Here is a 17352-nt window from a genome sequence, read left to right as displayed (position 1 = left end):
TAGGCCATTCGTAAGCCAGCTCCGGCTGGGCCTATGCGAGAAACAGAGGAATTACTATGATCCCCGTTATCATCGACACCGGTAGCGCCGCTCTGAACGGCCTCTTCGACACCCTCGGCGCCGCACTGCACGGCCTGGTCGACACCCTGTGGACCGGCTCCTTCGGCGGCTGAGACCCCAGCCTCCCGGTCGATGAAGCGACCAGGTCCGCCCTGACAGCGTGACCGACGAGAAGGCCCCGCACCTGATCCAGGTGTGGGGCCTTCTCTCGTCCGCGGGTCAGTGCGTGTGCGATGTGTGCCCGCTCGCGACCTGCCCGCTCGCCACGTGCTTGGGTCCGTGCGAGTCGGCGCAGTGGTTGTCCGTGCCGCCGGTCCCGATGTCGATCACCTCGGGCCGCGCGTGATCCACCTGCAGGGTGACGTGCTCGATGTGGTGCTCGTGGTCGAGCATGTGCGCGATGTCCTCGCGGACCGCGTGGCAATCGTGGCCCGGCTGCACGAGCACGTGCGCCGAGAGCGCGGGGGAGCCGGAGGTGATCTCCCAGATGTGCAGGTCGTGCACCTCGGTCACGCCCTCGCGCGCGGCCATGTCCCGGCCGACCCGCTCGGGGTCGAGGTAGTCCGGCGCCGCCTCGAGGAAGATGCGGCTCGACGCCCGGATCAGCCCGATGCCCGCCTTGATCATCAGCACCACCACGATCAGCGTGGCGATCACGTCGGCCTGCACCCAGCCGGTCAGGATGATGATCAGACCCGCCGCCGCCGTGGCGATGAAGGCGAACAGGTCGTTGAGGATGTGCTGGTAGGCGCCCTCGACATTGAGGCTGGTGCGGTCGGCGCGGCTGATCATCCAGGTGGCCAGCACGTTCACCACGATGCCGATCAGCGCGGTGACCAGGACCAGCGTGCCGTGCACCTCCGGCGGCTCGAACAGCCTGCGGATCGCCTCGTACCCCAGCCACAGGGCCAGCAGGAGCAGTGTCAGGCCGTTGGCCTGGGCCGACAGGATCTCCACCCGCTTCCAGCCGAAGGTCATCCGGCCGCTGGCGGGGCGCGCCGCGAGCCGGATCGCCATCAGCGCCAGCACGATGGAGGCCGCGTCGGTGGTCATGTGCGCCGCGTCGGACAGCAGGGCCAGCGAATCGGCGACGATGCCGACGATCACCTCGCCGATCAGGAACGTGACGATCACCGCCAGCGCTCCGGCCAGCCACCGCCGATCGCTGTCGGCCGACACCTTGTGGTCGTGGCCGTGTCCTGCGCCCATCGCGTTCACCTCTCCCTGTGGTTCGATCGGTCGCTATCGTATGCACACATCGCTATGTATGCAATTCGTCCTCGATCCGTACGCCACCGGAGCAGTGATCGTCGCAGGTCATCGACCGCGGGCCGGGCGATCATCCGGTCGGATTCCAGCCTAGGCCCGCCGTCGCCGTCGTGGTGAAGTCCGGCCCGTCACGGCCGCCAGCCGGTCGCGCGCAGCCAGGTGGGCAGGTCCTGCAAGCCCGGGTGCAGCGCGCGCAGCGCGGACACGTCGACCCCTTCGTCGGGCGCTTCGTTGAAGAAGGCGAACATCTTGGCCACCTGCTCGTCGAAGGCCCGCACCGCCTCGTTCGGCACCACCACGTTCCGGGCGGGCAGCCCGGCGGCCGCACCGAACACCTGGGCGATCTGCGGCGGGGTCAGCCGGTCGCCGGCGATGGACAGCGTGCGGCCCAGGAATTCGTCGCGGTGGGTCAGGGCCAGCGCCGCGAACGCGCCGATGTCGCGGACCGAGATCAGCGAGAGCGGGATCTCCGAGCGCACCGCGAGGTTCACCGTGAGCGTGCCCGTGTCGTCGAGTACCGGCCGGTTGAAGGACGCGAAGTTGTCCATGAAGAACACCGGCCGCAGGATCGTGGCGGGCACGCCTTGCACGGCGAGATAGGACTCCAGATGCTCCTTGGCCGCGTAGTACTCCACGCCCGAGTTCTGTCCGGCGCCGCGCAGCGAGCTGTAGACCAGATGCTCGATCCCACTGTCGCGGGCCAGGTCGATCACCAGCTCGCCCCGGCGCTGCTCGGCCGCGATGCCCGCGGCGGTGATGTGCACCCCTTCCATCATGGTCAGCATCAGGAACACGCTCGCGCTGCCGTCCAGCGCGGCCTTCACGCTGCCCGGGTCGTCGAGATCGCCCACCACCAGCTCGGCGCCTTCGCTCCGCAGCGCCCGCGCGCCCGCCGACTCCGGGTCGCGCACGAAAGCCCGTACCCGCCCGCCCTGTTCGAGCAACGCGGTCGCCGTCGCCCGCCCCTGCTGTCCGGTGGCCCCGATCACCAGCACCGGTCCGCTGTCGTTGCTCATCGCCGTACTCCCTTGTCCCGGATGATCTTTCGCGATCACCTCGTGTCTTCGACGGTAAGTGCCCTGCGCGCGCCGGTCCTGGCACCGATACTGCTACCCAGAACATCTGTGTTCATGAAGACACCGGGAGCGCCATGAGCGAGAATCGCCGCGCCGAACTGGCCACGTTCCTCAAGACCCACCGCTCCCGGCTGCGCCCTGCCGACGTGGGTCTGCCCGCGGATCTGGTCCCCGGGCGACGGCGCACCCCGGGCCTGCGCCGGGAAGAGGTCGCCGAACTGGCCGGGGTGAGCCTCACGTGGTACACGTGGCTGGAGCAAGGCCGCAAGATCACCGCCAGCCCGCAGGTGGTGGACGCGCTGGCCCGCGCCCTGCGCCTGGAACCCGTGCAGCACCGGCAGTTACGCCGGCTCGCGGGGCTCGCCGACCCGGTGGTGACGCCGCGGACCGGCGACGAGCGCGCGCGCTGCCAGCGGTTGGTCGACGAGCTGCACCCGGCCCCCGCCGTGGTGCACGACGCCTGCCTGGACTTCGTCGTCTGGAACAGCGCGTTCAGCCGGATCCGCGCCGACCCGTCCGCCCTCGCACCCGAGCACCGGAATCTGCTGTGGTGGATGTTCACCGACGAGCGCAACCGCGCCATGATGCGCGGCTGGGAAGCCGCCGCACGGGCCATCCTGAGCCAGTTCCGGGTGCTGCTCGGCAACGATCCCGGCGATGCGCGGCTGACTTGTGTGGTGACCGAGTTGTCCACTGCCAGCGCGGAGTTCCGCGCCTGGTGGTCGGAGTATCCGGTCCAGGACTTCCAGCCCGCCGTCATCGGCATAGACCACCCCGAGGCGGGACGAATCGACCTCGAACTGTTCCAGTTGCGGCTGGTCGAGAACCCGGAACTGCTACTCGTCGCACAACTTCCCGCGACGGACGGTGACCGCGAACGTCTCCGCGCCTACCTCGACAGGGCGGACGACCGAATCGTGTGACCGCCGGAGGGAAGCAGTGCACGGGCAGCCGACCGATGGCCAACGCCCGCGAAAACCGCCGGTCGGCGAACGACTCGCCGGCGGGTAGCTCAGTCGTCCTCGTCGGGCCAGGAATCTTCGACGATCACGCGGTCGGCGGTGTAGCGGTGTTCGATGGCCGAGACCGGGTAGGTGGGCCAGCGGGAGATGGCGCCGGTGGTCTTGTCGACGACGTGGACCGAGCCGCCCACCGGGAGCGGGCGGTCGGGGGGCGCGTGCTGCGGGCGGACGGCGAAAACGGCGAAGCCGTCGGCGAATTCGACGACGTGCCGGTCGGTGCCGGGGATCTCGGGTAGGTGGGTCGCCGCGACCCGGATGGCCTCGGCCCGGTCGACCGGTGTGTGCGCGTCGGTCGGGTATGCATGGATGTCCACGTGAATCGCTCCTCGCCGCGATTGTCGTCGCCGGGGCGCGATCGTATCGGCGAATGGGCCAGAACGGGCAAAAGAGCGAGCCCGGCGGCCCTGCTCCCCCCTCCTGGAGCAGGCCCCGGCCGGGCTCGCGGGAAAAGTGTCACCTGCCGGGCTCGCAGGATCCTGAAGAGTCGCTTAACGGCGTTGTCATCGGGACGAGCCGGTGCGATAACCCCATATGAAGGACGATTCCTGCGGTGCGCACTGCGCGCGACTGTGTACCACCGACGGGCTGGCCCAGGTGCTGGCCGCCGACCGCGGCCTGCTGCACTGGCGGGCGATGCGCAGTCTCGGCGACCCAGGGTTGGCCGAGCACGCGGTGCAGGAGACCCTGCTGCGCGGCTGGCGTTCGTGCCGGGACTTCGACGAACGCAAAGGCAGCGTGCGGACCTGGCTGCTGGCGATCGAACGCAATGTCGTCGTCGATATCGTGCGGGCCCGCGCGGTCCGGCCCGGCGATGTGGGCTGGGAGGACATCACCGAGGTGCCCGGCTGCGGGAGACCCGACTTCGCGGACGGGCTGGTCGACGGGCTGCTGGTGGATCAGCTGCTGGCGCGGCTGCCGGAACCGCAGCGCGCCGCGGTGGTCGAGGTGATCCTGCGCGATCGCGGATACCGGGAGGTGGCCGCCGATTTCGGTGTTCCGGTGGGCACTGTCAAGACGCGCGTGCACTACGCGCTGCGCTCGCTGCGGCAATTGCCGGAGGTTGCCTGACCTGCCGGTCCCGCTCCTGATCTGGGCGCCTGACCAGCGCTAACCTGCTCTTCCCTGCCGTCACAGTTCGGTAACGGTGCTTGCTCTGTAGTTGCTCACGTTGCAAGAGTGAACCACTGGGTTTGGTGTTACCAATGGGAAGGGAGGGGTGCTCCGTTCCGGAGCACCGACCGAACATGCAACCAAACATCATCAAGGCCGGTCTCTGCTCCACCATCTCCGCGGCCGTCGCGGTGTCGCTGACCGGGCTCGTGCCAGGGCCCGCCGTCGCCACGCCCGAACCGGCCGCCAGTGACCAGCTCGCGGGCACCACCGTCTTCCTCGATCCCGGCCATCAGGGCTCGGCGCACAGCGAGGACCTGAACCGGCAGGTCGACAACGGCCGCGGCGGCACCAAGGCCTGCCAGACCACGGGCATGACCTCGCTCGGCGGCATCCCCGAGCACACCATCAACTGGGACGTCACGCAGTTGGTGAAGGCCTCGCTGCAGGCGCTCGGCGCCCAGGTGGTGCTGAGTCGCGCCGACGACACGGGCTGGGGCGGCTGTGTCGACGACCGCGCCCGCGCCGCCAACCAGTCCGGCGCGGCGGTGGCGGTGAGCATCCATGCCGACAGCGCGCCCGCCGACCAGCGCGGCTTCCACCTGATCGTGCCGGAGCTGCCGATCCCCGACTCCGCCGCCGACCGCGCCCAGTCCGGTCCGGGCCGCACCGCCTCGACCGCGGTCCGCGACGCCTACCTGGCCTCCGGATTCCCCGCCGCCACCTACGCCGGTGTCAGCAACGGCCTGCAGACCCGCGCCGATGTGGCGGGCCCGGCGTTGACGCAGGTCCCGCTGGTGTTCGTCGAGATGGGCAACGGCGCCAACGCCGAGGACGCGGCCCTGCTGGAATCGCGCGAAGGGCAGCTCAAGCACGCGGTCGCCATCGCGACCGGCGTGGTCGCCTTCCTGCTGAACAAGCCGGTGTCGGCGGAGGTGCCCGTCTCGAACCCGGACCCGGCGCCGGGCCCGGTCCCCGCCGCGACCACCGCGCCGACGCCCGCGCAGGAACCGGAAGTGGCCTCGCCCCCGGCCACGGGCTCCGAGACGTCACCGACCCCTGCACCCACTCCCGCCGAAACGCCGGCGCCGAGCCCTGCGGACTCGTCGACCTCGCCTGCCCCGGCCGGCTCCGACACGCCGACACCAACGGAAACCCCCGCCGCCGCGGACCCGGCCAGCCCGGCCAACGGGTCGCCTGCGCCCGCTCCGGCTGATCAGCCCGCTCCCGCCGACGGGCCGGCGCCTGCCCCCGGCGACGCGCCCGCCCCAGCCGACAAGCAGGCTCCCGCCGAGGAGCAGCCCCCGGCCGCCGACCAGTCCACCGCCCCGACCACCCCCGCCGCGGCCCCGGCCCGCCCCGTGTCCGTCGTGCCGAAGCCTCCCGCCGGTTCCAGTGGCCACTTCCACATGCCCGGCGGTCAACCGGGACAGGGGCCGGCCGGTCAGCAGGGCCCGGCGGGCCAGCCGGCCAAACCGCCGACCGGGTCGGGTGGTCACCTCGCCGTGCCGGCACCCTCCGACGTGACGGGCCGAACGGGAAACGGCACCCAGGTCCGCACCGCCTCGCCCGGCGCGCCCGCGGCCCCGGCACCCACGCCACGGCAGCGCGGCACCACGCCCAAGAACCAGCCGGCGCCCGCGGAGGAGGAAGGGCCCGATCTGAGTTCGCTGGGCGGCCCGATCCTGGCGGTGATGGAGATGCTGATGCCGCTGGCCCGTGCCCTCGGCATGGACAACACCGCCATCACCAACCAGCTGATCAACCTCGCCTACACCCTCGTCGGGATCGTCTTCGGTCCGACGAAGTAGCCGTCTCCGCCGACGCCGCCTGTTCCGCCCGGAGCAGGCGGCGTCGGCGCGTTGCGGCACAATCGGCACGGTGATTCCTGTGGTGATCGTTGCGGGTTTTCTCGGGTCGGGGAAGACGACCCTGCTCAACTACCTGCTGCGCAACAACCGGGGTACCCGGATCGGCGTGGTGGTCAACGACTTCGGCGCGGTCAACATCGACGCCATGCTGGTGGCAGGCCAGGTCGACGCGATGGTGTCGCTGGGCAACGGCTGTGTGTGCTGCGCGGTCGACGTGTCCGAACTCGACGACCTGTTCGCGCAGCTGGCCCAGCCGCGCAGCGCGGTCGACGTGATCGTGGTGGAGGCGAGCGGCCTGGCCGAGCCGCGGAATCTGATCCGGATGGTGGTGGCCAACCCGAACCCGCGGATCGGATACGGCGGGCTCGTCGAGGTCGTCGACGCCGAACTGTTCGAGTCGACCAGCGCGCGGCACCCGGAACTGGTGACCCACCTGCGGCTGGCCGATCTGGTGCTGGTGAACAAGGCCGACCGTGTGCCCGCCGCGACACTCACCGCCCTGCGCACGCGGATCACGGACTGGGTGGGACAGGTCCCGGTCTACGCCACCACCCACGGCCGCGTCGACCCCGGCCTGCTGTTCGACGAGCGGGTGCGCGAGGAACCGAAGGTGGCGCAGCAGCTGAGCTTCGACTCCCTGCTCGACGAGCACGACCACGATCACGACGACCCGGACCACCGGCACCTGCACGACGACTACGTCTCGGTCTCGTTCACCAGCAAACGCGCGCTCGACCCGCGCGCCCTGATCGGCTTCCTGGAGGACCCGCCGCCCGGCCTGTTCCGCGCCAAGGGCTGCGTGACGTTCGCGGTGGCGGGGGAGCGGCGCAAGTTCGAGCTGCACGTGGTCGGCAGGCACGTGGTGTTCACGCCGGGACCGTGGGCGCGCGGCGAGGAACGGGTGTCGAACCTGGTGCTGATCGGTGCCGGACTCGACGAGGAGGCGGCCCTGGATCGCTTGCACGCCACCGTCTTCGAGGGCGAGGAGCCGATGGACGAGCAGGCGATGCTCGGCGTCTGGCGCTACACCGCGCAGTGACGCTCAGCCGCAGGCGTTGACCCATTCGGACAGGCCGTCGGCGAACAACTGCCGCTTCCAGATCGGCACCTCGTGCTTGATCCGGTCGACCAATTCCGCGCACACCGTGAACGCCTCGGCCCGGTGCGGTGCCGCGACGGCCACCACGATCGCCAGGTCACCGATGGTGAGCGAGCCGATGCGATGCGTCGCCGCCACCGGAAGCCCGTGCGCGGCAGCCACTTCGGCGCAGATGGTGTGCAGGAAACGTTCGGCCTGCGGGTGCGCCGAGTACTCGAGCGCGGTCACGGCCTGCCCGCCGTCGTGATTGCGCACCTTGCCGGTGAACACCACCACGGCACCGAATTCCGGTCCGTCGACGGCCTTCTCGACGGCGACCGGGTCGAGCGCCTGATCGCTGATGGTGGTGAGGCGCACCGCGCCGTGGTCAGTCATGGGAGCCGCCTCCGGCTACTTGCGCGAGCAGATGATCCAGCAGCGGTTCCAGCACCGCGATACCGTCTTTCACCCCACCGGGGGATCCGGGCAGATTGACCACCACGGTACGCCCGGCCAGGCCGGCGACGCCGCGGCTGAGCGCGGCGAGCGGGAACTTCGCGGTGCCACGCTGCCGGATGGCGTCGGCGACGCCGGGTAGCTCCCGGTCGAGCACGGCACGGGTGGCCTCGGGGGTGGCATCGGTGGGGGAGGCACCGGTGCCGCCGGTGGTGATCACCAGGACGGGGCCGCCGAGCAGGGCGTCGGCCAGGCCGGTGGCGATGTCGGCGTCGGCGTGGACGAGCGGTCCGCGCACCGAGAAGCCCTGTGCGGTCAGCCATTCGGCGAGAACGGGGCCGGTGGTGTCGACGCGGGTGCCCGCGGCGGCCCCGGTGGAGGCGACCACGACCACCGCGGTCCGCGCGGCACTTTCCGAGGTTGCGGTGTCGGCGGGCGCTGCGGCGTTCTCGATCGGTCCGGCTTCGGCCTGGCTCGCCGCCGCCTCGGGCCGCACCCAATGCCCGTGCTTCCCACCCTCTTTGGTGACCAGCCGGACCCCGTTCATCACCGCGGCGGGATCCACCGCCTTCACCATGTCGTGCAGGGTGAGCCCCGCGACGGCGACCGCGGTCAGCGCCTCCATCTCGACCCCGGTCGGCCCCGTGGTCTTCGCGGTGGCCTCGACCGTGATGGTGGTCTCGGTGAAGCCGAACTCCACCTTCACCGACGACAACGCCAGCTGATGGCACAGCGGGATCAGCTCGGAAGTCTTCTTCGCACCGGCGATTCCGGCCAGCCGCGCCGTCGACAGCACATCCGCCTTGGGCATCCCCTCGGCGCGTACCAGCCGGACCACTTCGGCGGTGGTCTGCAATTCGCCCGCGGCGACGGCGATCCGCGCCGTGTCGGACTTACCGCTGACATCGACCATGCGCGCGCGACCTTCGTGGTCGACGTGGGACAACTCGCTCATAGCGCCAAGATTCGCACAGTGGCTCCCACGGGCAGCGCGGTGACCTCGGCGGGCACGTCGACGAGCACATCGGCCCAGGCCATCCCGGCGATGAGATGCGACCCCGGACCCGAGACCACCTCGACGCCACCGTCGGTGACCAGCCCGCGCAGATACTGCCGCCTGCCCGCGGGGGAGCGGACCGGCGTCAGCAGGGTGACCTCGGCGGTGTCGACCGGCGGCAGGCCGCCCAGGGCGCGGATCGGCTCGCGCGCGAACACGGCGTAGGACACCGTCGTGCTCACCGGGTTACCGGGAAAGCTCAGCACCGGGACGCCGTCGACGACGGTGTAGCCCTGCGGCCCGCCCGGCTGCACGGCGACCGAACCGAAGGTGCCGCCCAGCGGGGCTAGCACATCCTTGACCACCTCGAAGTCGCCCTTGGACACCCCGCCCGAGGTGAAGACCACATCGGCGGCGGCCACGGCGGCCCGCAGCACGGCGGTGAACTCGGCCGGGTCGTCGGTGCTGTGCGCGACCTCGACCACCTCGACGGCGTCCGCGCGCAGGGCCGCGGCCAGCGCGATCCCGTTCGAGTTGAAGATCTGGCCCGGCGCCAGCTCGCTGCCCGCGGGCCGCAGCTCGTCGCCGGTGGTGATACACACCGCGCGCAGCCTGCGCAGCACCGGAACGGTGGGCAGCCCGACCGCGGCCAGCGCCGCGATGTGCCGGGGCGCCAGCACCGAGCCCGCACGGGCCACCAGCGCGCCGGCGCGCACATCGGTGCCCGCCTCGCGCACGAACTCACCGGACCCACGGCCCCGCTCGACCACGATCCGGTCCGCGCCCGCCTGCACGTCCTCGACGGGAACCACACAGTCGGCGCCCGGCGGAATCGGCGCACCGGTCATCACCTTGAGCGCCGAACCGGCGGGCAGCGGGGCGGTGCCCGGCTTGCCCGCGGCGACGACCCCGGCGACCGGCAGCGTGACCGGCGTGACGGCCACGTCCGCGGCGCGCACCGCGTATCCGTCCATCGCCGAGTTGCGGAACACCGGCAGATCGATCGGCGACACCACATCGGCGGCCAGCACCCGGCCCAGCGCGTCGGGCACCGCCACCTGCTCGGCCGGGCGGTCGGCGAGGTGGGCCAGCAGCGCGGCGACGGTGTCGCGGTACTCGTCGACGCTGCGCGCCGACGCGGTCGCGGGCCGGGGATTCATGATCTCAGCCTAATCGCCGTCCGACCGGCGGGTCAGCCCCGGATCGCTCACCGCGACCCGGCCCCGGCGGTGAGTAGTCCACTTGGCGACGGATCGGCGCTCCCGACGGTTCCCGGCGGCCCGGACGGGTCATACTGTAGGAATGACGCTGGTCGAAATGGGGATACCCGCTGTGCGATCGGAGCGGCCTTCCCTCGACGGCCGGCCCGAGACGCCGCTCCTCGTCGACCGCTTCGGCCGGGTCGCCCGCGACCTGCGTGTCTCCATCACCGAGAAGTGCTCGCTGCGCTGCACCTACTGCATGCCCGAGGAAGGGCTGCCGCCGATCCCGCGCGAGGAACTGCTCAGCGCCGAGGAGATCGTCCGGCTGGTCTCGCTGGCCGTGCGCGAACTCGGCGTCCGCGAGGTGCGCTTCACCGGCGGTGAACCGCTGATGCGGCGGGAGCTGGAAGAGATCATCGCGGGCTGTCACGCGGCGGTACCCGGCACGCCCCTGGCGATGACGACCAACGGCGTCGGCCTCGAACACCGGGCGCGCGGCCTGGTGCGGGCCGGGCTCAGCCGGGTCAATGTCTCCCTCGACACCGTCGACCGGGCCGACTTCACCCGGCTGACCCGCCGGGATCGGCTCGAATCGGTGCTCAACGGCATCCGCGTCGCCCGGGACGCCGGACTCGCTCCGGTGAAGGTGAACGCCGTGCTGATGCGCCAGAACCTGGCCGGGGCGCCGGACCTGCTGGCCTGGTGCCTGGCCGAACAGTGTGAGTTGCGCTTCATCGAGGAGATGCCGCTCGACGCCGACCACGAGTGGGCACGCAACAACATGGTGACCGCCGCCGATCTGCTCGACGTGCTCGGTCAGCGGTTCACCCTCACCGAGGCCGGGCGCGCCGACCCGTCCGCACCGGCCGAGAAATGGCTGGTCGACGGCGGACCGGCCACGGTCGGCATCATCGCCACCGTCACCCGCAAGTTCTGCGACAGCTGCGACCGGACCCGGCTCACGGCCGACGGCATGCTGCGCTCCTGCCTGTTCAGCGATCAGGAGTTCGACGTGCGCACCGCACTGCGGGCAGGCGCCGACGACGACGAGATCGCCGAGCTGTGGCGCGGCGCCATGTGGCAGAAATGGGCGGGACACGGCATCGACGCCGCCGGCTTCGTCCCTCCGGAACGCACGATGGGAGCCATCGGTGGTTGAGGTCCGCTACTTCGCCGCGATCGCCGACGCGGTCGGCAAGAACACCGAATCACTGGACCTGCCCACCGGCGCGACCGTCGCCGACCTGCGGGCCACTCTCGCCGCCACCTACGGCTCCGAGATCGACACCCTGGTCGGCGTCTGCGCCTTCCTGATCGGTGACGAGCTCACCCGCGATCCCACGGCCATGCTCCGCGATCGCGTGGACGTCCTGCCGCCGTTCGCGGGCGGCTGACGGCGATGGTCCGGAGCGCGGCGCCCGACGTCGAGACCTACCTCGCCCAGCTCCCGGACGCGCGGCGCGCGCCGCTGACCCGGTTGCGTGAGCTGTGCCTGGCCGAACTCCCCGGCTTCACCGAGGTGATGGCCTACGGCATGCCGTCCTACGAGCGCGACGGCGTCGGCGAGGCGTCCTTCGCGGGCCAGAAGCAGTACATCTCCTTCTACCTGCTGCGCTCCGACGTCCGTGCCGCGTTCGCGGACCGGCTCGCGAACGCGGACATGGGAAAGAGCTGTCTGCGCTTCCGCGGGGAACCGGACTACGACCTCGTCCGCGACCTGTTGCGCGCGACCGCCGCGACCGGCGGCGCGATCTGCGAGGACTGATCGCGCGCGCGGGTCACGCCGCGTCGGCTACTTCCACCACGTGTCGAGCGGGGTGACCGGAACCGTGCGCTTGTGCCGGGTGTTGGTGAACACCTGCTCGACGCGCGCGGCGACCTCGGGCGTGACGTCCTTGCCTTCGAGGTAGTCGTCGATCTGGGCGTAGCGCAGGCCGAGGGCTTCCTCGTCGGGCAGCGCGGGCCGGTCGTCCTCGAGGTCGGCCGTGGGGACCTTGGACCAAACGCTGGACGGCGCGCCCAGCTCCTGCAGCAGGGCCGCGCCCTGGCGCTTGGTGAGACCGGTGAGCGGGGTCAGGTCGACGCCGCCGTCACCGAACTTGGTGAAGAACCCAGTGACCGCCTCGGCGGCGTGGTCGGTGCCGACCACCAGCAAGTTCTCCTGCCCGGCCAGCGCGTACTGGGCAACCATCCGCTCGCGGGCCTTGATGTTGCCGCGCACGAAATCGCGTAACCGCTCGTGATCGAGCGCGCCGGCGACCTCCGCGGCCACCGCGTCGGCGCCCGGCTTCACGTTCACCACGACGCACCGGTCGGGGTCGACGAAGTTCAGCGCCACCTGCGCGTCGTGCTCGTCGGCCTGCACGCCGTAGGGCAGCCGCACCGCGAGGAAGGTGGCCTCGCCGCCCTCGGCGCGCAGCTCCTCGGCGGCGAGCTGGCACAGCCTGCCCGCCAGCGCGCTGTCCTGGCCGCCGCTGATGCCGAGGACGAAGCCCTTGGCGGGGGTGGAGTTCAGGTAGTCCTTGAGGAAGTCGACCCGGCGGCGGACCTCCTGCTTCGGCTCGATCTCCGGCAGCACGCCCAACTCGGCGATGATCTGTTCACGCAGTGTCCCCATGCCGTCTCACTCTACGTGTGCGACAGGGGAAACGACCCGGCGAACGAGCCATTCCCAGTTGTCGCCGAGCTGAGCGCGGGTGTGACCGAGGATGTCGATCTGGTGGGTCACCAGCTCCGCCGAGAGCGCCGACAGCAGGGTGTCGGCGATCAGCGGCAGTTCGCCGTCCACGCCCGCCGCTCGCAGCAGCAGCACGACATGGGCCTTGTGCAGGGCGAACGGTCCGGCGCCGAAGCGGCCCTTGGCCTCGGCGGCGCGATGCAGGTCGCCCTCGATCGCGATGTTCTGCAGCCGGGTGCGGCCGAACGCGATCAACCGGTCCACCGGGGCCGCGGCGGGGCCGAGCGGGGGCGGTCCGAACATGAACGCGGCCTGGAACTTCTGTTCGGAGTGGTCGAGCAGCGCCAGCATCAGCCCGGTGCGATTGCCGAACCGGCGGAACACCGTGCCCTTGCCGACGCCGGCCCGCTTGGCCAGCGCGTCCATGGTCAGGCTGTCGACACCGTGCTCGCGCACGAGCTGCTGGGCCGCGTCGAGCAGCAGCGCGCGGTTGCGGGCGGCGTCGGCGCGCTCGACGGGCTCGGCGTTGCCGGGCAGCGGTCGACCGATCGGCAGCAGCGCGGGCTCGTCCGACCTCGGTGTGCTGGAGCTCACGCTGCTCACACGTCCTCCGCGGGAAGTAATCGGACCGAGGTCCGGTTATTGTCGGATGAAACTTCGAACATCCCACTCAGTACACCAGGAGTCAGACATGGCCGAGACCCGCATCCTCACTCTCGTCGGCAGCCTGCGCGCGGGCTCGATCAACCGCCAGCTGGCCGAAACCGCCGCGCAGACCGCTCCCGAGGGTGTCGACATCGAGATCTACGAGGGCCTGGCCGAGATCCCGTTCTACAACGAGGACCTCGACGTACCCGGCGCCGTCCCCGCGCAGGCCGAGGCGCTGCGGGCCGCGGTGGCCCAGGCCGACGCCCTGCTGCTGGTGACCCCGGAGTACAACGGCACCCTGCCCGCCGTGCTGAAGAACGCCATCGACTGGGCCTCGCGCCCCTACGCCGCCGGTGCGATCAAGGGTAAGCCCGTCGCCGTGGTGAGCGCCTCGATCAGCCCCCGTGCCGCCGAGTGGGCCCACGGTGACACCGTGAAGGCGATCGGCGTGGCCGGCGGTGTGGTCGTCGAGGCCGCCACCGCGCGCTTCGGCACCATCGGCGAGCGTTTCGGCCAGACCCACCCGACCCAGGACGCCGAGGCGCTGACCCAGCTCGGCGCCACCGTGCACGAACTGGTGACCGCGGCGGACGGCTCGCTCGTCACCGCGTAAGCTGTCGAGCGGCTCTTCCGAGGGGCGTCGCATCCATCGCGGATGCGACGCCCCTTCGCTGTGTCCGCGAGTTTGCTGAAGACTCGCCGGGATGCAAAATCGTGATCTGGGCCACTGTTTCCCCAGCGTGTCGATCGCGCGTCCTGGGACTTACCGCGTGGGAATTACATCTGTGCGACTCGCAACACCTTGTGTTGTTCCAATCTGTCGGCCACTAGGTGTAGTGTCTTCGGTACTGGAACACGGTGTGAAGCCACCACTGATCGGGCCCAAGGGAAGGGGTTACGAGCAGGGCTTTCTTCGCCAGATCCAGGAGTTTGCGCAGCATCACCGTTCGTGCACTGCATACGGATCACAGGCTGTGGATCAGGCATAGGAGAGGGAGAACCTAGATGACCGTCACCGTGTACACCAAGCCCGCTTGCGTCCAGTGCAATGCCACCTACAAGGCCCTCGACAAGGCCGGGGTGGACTACGAGATCATCGACATCTCCGAGAACGCCGAGGCGCGCGATTACGTCATGGCGCTCGGGTACCTGCAGGCTCCGGTCGTCGTCGCCGGTGAGGATCACTGGTCGGGCTTCCGTCCCGACCGCATCAAGTCGCTCGCCGTCGCGGCCGCCTAGGACTTCGCCGGAAGGAGGCGCCCATGCCCGAGCGGATCACTCCGGGCGGGCTGGTCTACTTCTCCAGCGCTTCGGAGAACACTCGTCGTTTCGTCGAGAAGCTGGGACTCCCGGCTACTCGGCTACCACTGCACACCGCTGAATCGCTGCGCGTCGACGAACCCTACGTGCTGATCACTCCCACCTACGGGGGTGGTCGGCACGTCATGGGGGGACAACGGTCCGACAAGGACCTCGTACCGCGGCAGGTCGCCAAGTTCCTCAACGACCCGCACAACCGCGCCCTGCTGCGCGGGGTGATCGCGGCCGGCAACACGAACTTCGGCGATACCTATTGCGCTGCGGGCGACATCATCTCGCGCAAATGCGGGGTGCCGTACCTGTATCGCTTCGAACTCATGGGAACCGCTGAGGACGTCGCGCGCGTCCGAGAGGGATTGGGATTGTTTTGGCAACAGCAACCACAGCACCGACCGGCAAGACTGCCCGCCTAGAGCAGTCCGCGGTGCGCGGCGAGGCAGGCGAGGTCCTCGACTACCACGCCCTCAACGCGATGCTGAACCTGTACGGCGCCGACGGCAAGATCCAGTTCGACAAGGATCGCGAGGCCGCGCACCAGTACTTCCTCCAGCACGTCAACCAGAACACCGTCTTCTTCCACAATCTCGACGAGAAGCTGGACTACCTGGTCAAGGAGAACTACTACGAGACCGAGGTGCTCGAGCAGTACTCCCGTGAGTACATCAAGGGCCTGTTCCAGCAGGCCTACGCCAAGAAGTTCCGGTTCCCCACCTTCCTCGGCGCGTTCAAGTACTACACCTCGTACACGCTGAAGACCTTCGACGGCAAGCGCTACCTGGAGCGGTTCGAGGACCGTGTGGTCATGGTCGCGCTGACGCTGGCCGCCGGCGACGAGGTGCTGGCGAGCAAGCTGGTCGACGAGATCATCGACGGCCGTTTCCAGCCCGCCACCCCCACCTTCCTCAACTCCGGCAAGAAGCAGCGCGGCGAGCCCGTGTCCTGCTTCCTGCTGCGCATCGAGGACAACATGGAGTCCATCGGGCGCTCCATCAACTCCGCGCTGCAGCTGTCCAAGCGCGGCGGCGGTGTCGCCCTGCTGCTGAGCAACATCCGTGAGCACGGCGCCCCGATCAAGAAGATCGAGAACCAGAGCTCGGGTGTCATCCCGATCATGAAGCTGCTCGAGGACTCGTTCTCCTACGCCAACCAGCTCGGCGCGCGCCAGGGCGCGGGCGCGGTGTACCTGCACGCGCACCACCCCGACATCTACCGCTTCCTCGACACCAAGCGCGAGAACGCGGACGAGAAGATCCGCATCAAGACGCTCTCGCTGGGCGTGGTGATCCCCGACATCACCTTCGAGCTGGCGAAGAAGAACGAGGACATGTACCTGTTCTCGCCCTACGACGTGGAGCGCATCTACGGCAAGCCGTTCGCCGATGTCGACGTCACCGAGAAGTACTACGAGATGGTCGACGACAAGCGCATCCGCAAGTCGAAGATCAAGGCGCGCGAGTTCTTCCAGACCATCGCCGAGCTGCAGTTCGAGTCGGGCTACCCGTACATCATGTTCGAGGACACGGTGAACCGGGCCAACCCGATCAAGGGCAAGATCACCCACTCGAACCTGTGCTCGGAGATCCTGCAGGTCTCCACCCCGTCGGAGTTCAACGACGACCTCTCGTACTCGAAGGTCGGCAAGGACATCTCCTGCAACCTGGGTTCGCTCAACATCGCCAAGGCGATGGACTCGCCCGACTTCGGGCAGACCATCGAGACCTCGATCCGCGCGCTGACCGCCGTCTCGGACCAGACCCACATCTACTCGGTGCCCTCGATCGAGCAGGGCAACAACGAGTCCCACGCCATCGGCCTCGGGCAGATGAACCTGCACGGCTACCTGGCGCGCGAGCGGGTCCACTACGGCTCCGAAGAGGGCGTCGACTTCACCAACATCTACTTCTACACCGTGGTCTACCACGCGATCCGGGCCTCGAACCTGATCGCCAAGGAGCGCGGCAGCGCCTTCGGAGGTTTCGCGGAGTCCAAGTACGCCAGTGGTGAGTACTTCGACAAGTACACCGACCAGGCGTGGGAACCCAAGACCGACAAGGTCGCCCAGCTGTTCGCCGACGCCGGCGTGCACATCCCGACCCAGGACGACTGGCGCGAACTCAAGGCCTCGGTCCAGGAGTTCGGCATCTACAACCAGAACCTGCAGGCCGTCCCGCCGACCGGCTCGATCTCCTACATCAACCACTCCACCAGCTCGATCCACCCGGTGGCGTCGAAGATCGAGATCCGCAAGGAAGGCAAGATCGGCCGCGTCTACTACCCGGCCCCGTATCTCACCAACGACAACCTCGAGTACTACGAGGACGCCTACGAGATCGGCTACGAGAAGATCATCGACACCTACGCCGCGGCCACCCAGCACGTGGACCAGGGCCTGTCGCTGACCCTGTTCTTCAAGGACACCGCCACCACCCGCGACATCAACAAGGCGCAAATCTACGCGTGGCGCAAGGGAATCAAGACGCTCTATTACATCCGCCTGCGCCAAATGGCCTTGCAGGGGACCGAAATCGAGAATTGCGTCAGCTGCATGCTATGAGCTGAGCACGTG

At 69.5% G+C, this 17352-nt stretch carries 19 protein-coding genes; 11 read left to right on the top strand and 8 right to left on the bottom strand.

All coding sequences use genetic code 11. From position 1 onward, the window contains the following. Nucleotides 1-279: 279 nt before the first annotated feature. Complete coding sequence (locus tag EL493_RS27885) at nucleotides 280-1269, bottom strand: cation diffusion facilitator family transporter (RefSeq protein ID WP_022565493.1); 990 nt, start codon at nucleotides 1267-1269, stop codon at nucleotides 280-282. Nucleotides 1270-1457: 188 nt separating this feature from the next. Then, nucleotides 1458-2345, bottom strand: coding sequence for an NmrA/HSCARG family protein (locus tag EL493_RS27880; RefSeq protein ID WP_019048470.1), 888 nt, complete (start codon nucleotides 2343-2345; stop codon nucleotides 1458-1460). 134 nt (nucleotides 2346-2479) lie between these two features. Between EL493_RS27880 and EL493_RS27875 the strand changes: the two genes are divergently transcribed. Further along, nucleotides 2480-3328, top strand: coding sequence for a helix-turn-helix transcriptional regulator (locus EL493_RS27875; RefSeq protein WP_019048469.1), 849 nt, complete (start codon nucleotides 2480-2482; stop codon nucleotides 3326-3328). An 89-nt stretch (nucleotides 3329-3417) separates the two neighbouring features. Here EL493_RS27875 and EL493_RS27870 read toward each other — a convergent pair whose 3' ends face one another. Then, a complete protein-coding gene (locus EL493_RS27870; RefSeq protein WP_019048468.1) occupies nucleotides 3418-3741 on the bottom strand; it encodes a hypothetical protein in 324 nt (107 codons plus the stop codon). Nucleotides 3742-3958: 217 nt separating this feature from the next. Between EL493_RS27870 and EL493_RS27865 the strand changes: the two genes are divergently transcribed. The 3 genes from EL493_RS27865 to EL493_RS27855 all read left to right on the top strand — a co-directional run bounded on the left by EL493_RS27865 (nucleotide 3959) and on the right by EL493_RS27855 (nucleotide 7447). Continuing rightward, on the top strand, nucleotides 3959-4495 hold the full coding sequence (locus EL493_RS27865) for a sigma-70 family RNA polymerase sigma factor (RefSeq protein WP_019048467.1): 537 nt from the start codon (nucleotides 3959-3961) through the stop codon (nucleotides 4493-4495). Between the two features lie 176 nt (nucleotides 4496-4671). Next, complete coding sequence (locus EL493_RS33940) at nucleotides 4672-6348, top strand: N-acetylmuramoyl-L-alanine amidase (RefSeq protein WP_019048466.1); 1677 nt, start codon at nucleotides 4672-4674, stop codon at nucleotides 6346-6348. Nucleotides 6349-6427: 79 nt separating this feature from the next. Then, the gene (locus EL493_RS27855; protein WP_019048465.1) at nucleotides 6428-7447 is read left to right on the top strand and encodes a CobW family GTP-binding protein; all 1020 of its coding nucleotides are present in this window, start codon (nucleotides 6428-6430) and stop codon (nucleotides 7445-7447) included. A gap of 3 nt (nucleotides 7448-7450) precedes the next feature. On the opposite strand, the gene EL493_RS27850 is transcribed toward EL493_RS27855, so the two are convergent. From EL493_RS27850 to EL493_RS27840, 3 genes are read right to left on the bottom strand one after another with little or no spacing between them, the layout of a single operon-like run. Then, a complete protein-coding gene (locus EL493_RS27850) occupies nucleotides 7451-7882 on the bottom strand; it encodes a molybdenum cofactor biosynthesis protein MoaE (RefSeq protein WP_019048464.1) in 432 nt (143 codons plus the stop codon). Further along, entirely contained in the window at nucleotides 7875-8897 is a 1023-nt protein-coding gene (gene moaCB, locus EL493_RS27845) for a bifunctional molybdenum cofactor biosynthesis protein MoaC/MoaB (protein ID WP_022565494.1), read from the bottom strand. The genes EL493_RS27850 and moaCB overlap by 8 nt, the downstream gene beginning before the upstream one ends. After that, nucleotides 8894-10099 (bottom strand): molybdopterin molybdotransferase MoeA, encoded by a 1206-nt coding sequence (locus EL493_RS27840; protein WP_019048462.1) that lies wholly within the window; start codon nucleotides 10097-10099, stop codon nucleotides 8894-8896. Before EL493_RS27840 ends, moaCB begins: the two co-directional genes overlap by 4 nt. A gap of 142 nt (nucleotides 10100-10241) precedes the next feature. Between EL493_RS27840 and moaA the strand changes: the two genes are divergently transcribed. Genes moaA through EL493_RS27825 form a run of 3 tightly spaced genes read left to right on the top strand, consistent with a single transcriptional unit; the run spans nucleotide 10242 to nucleotide 11906 of the window. Beyond that, nucleotides 10242-11300, top strand: a complete 1059-nt coding sequence (gene moaA, locus EL493_RS27835) for a GTP 3',8-cyclase MoaA (RefSeq protein WP_030203376.1) — start codon at nucleotides 10242-10244, stop codon at nucleotides 11298-11300. Beyond that, nucleotides 11293-11535, top strand: a complete 243-nt coding sequence (locus EL493_RS27830; protein ID WP_019048460.1) for a MoaD/ThiS family protein — start codon at nucleotides 11293-11295, stop codon at nucleotides 11533-11535. Before moaA ends, EL493_RS27830 begins: the two co-directional genes overlap by 8 nt. A gap of 5 nt (nucleotides 11536-11540) precedes the next feature. Next, nucleotides 11541-11906 carry an iron chaperone gene (locus EL493_RS27825; protein ID WP_019048459.1) on the top strand — a complete coding sequence of 122 codons (366 nt, stop codon included), beginning with the start codon at nucleotides 11541-11543 and terminating at the stop codon, nucleotides 11904-11906. 27 nt (nucleotides 11907-11933) lie between these two features. Here the strand turns inward: EL493_RS27825 and nadE are convergent, their stop codons facing one another. Next, nucleotides 11934-12758, bottom strand: coding sequence for an ammonia-dependent NAD(+) synthetase (gene nadE / locus EL493_RS27820; RefSeq protein ID WP_019048458.1), 825 nt, complete (start codon nucleotides 12756-12758; stop codon nucleotides 11934-11936). 6 nt (nucleotides 12759-12764) lie between these two features. Beyond that, nucleotides 12765-13412: a TetR/AcrR family transcriptional regulator gene (locus EL493_RS27815; protein WP_022565496.1), complete on the bottom strand. Its 648-nt coding sequence runs from the start codon at nucleotides 13410-13412 to the stop codon at nucleotides 12765-12767. Between the two features lie 97 nt (nucleotides 13413-13509). Between EL493_RS27815 and EL493_RS27810 the strand changes: the two genes are divergently transcribed. From EL493_RS27810 to nrdE, 4 genes are all read left to right on the top strand, one after another. Then, on the top strand, nucleotides 13510-14079 hold the full coding sequence (locus EL493_RS27810) for an NAD(P)H-dependent oxidoreductase (protein WP_019048456.1): 570 nt from the start codon (nucleotides 13510-13512) through the stop codon (nucleotides 14077-14079). 392 nt (nucleotides 14080-14471) lie between these two features. After that, nucleotides 14472-14705, top strand: coding sequence for a redoxin NrdH (locus EL493_RS27805; protein WP_019048455.1), 234 nt, complete (start codon nucleotides 14472-14474; stop codon nucleotides 14703-14705). A 23-nt stretch (nucleotides 14706-14728) separates the two neighbouring features. Continuing rightward, nucleotides 14729-15199, top strand: coding sequence for a class Ib ribonucleoside-diphosphate reductase assembly flavoprotein NrdI (gene nrdI, locus EL493_RS27800; RefSeq protein WP_019048454.1), 471 nt, complete (start codon nucleotides 14729-14731; stop codon nucleotides 15197-15199). 59 nt (nucleotides 15200-15258) lie between these two features. After that, the gene (gene nrdE, locus EL493_RS27795; RefSeq protein ID WP_198041110.1) at nucleotides 15259-17340 is read left to right on the top strand and encodes a class 1b ribonucleoside-diphosphate reductase subunit alpha; all 2082 of its coding nucleotides are present in this window, start codon (nucleotides 15259-15261) and stop codon (nucleotides 17338-17340) included. Nucleotides 17341-17352: the final 12 nt, after the last annotated feature.

The organism is Nocardia asteroides, assembly GCF_900637185.1.
Classification (GTDB): domain Bacteria; phylum Actinomycetota; class Actinomycetes; order Mycobacteriales; family Mycobacteriaceae; genus Nocardia; species Nocardia asteroides.
Note: the sequence above shows the minus strand (reverse complement) of the source record. Positions and strands in the feature narration are given on the sequence as shown.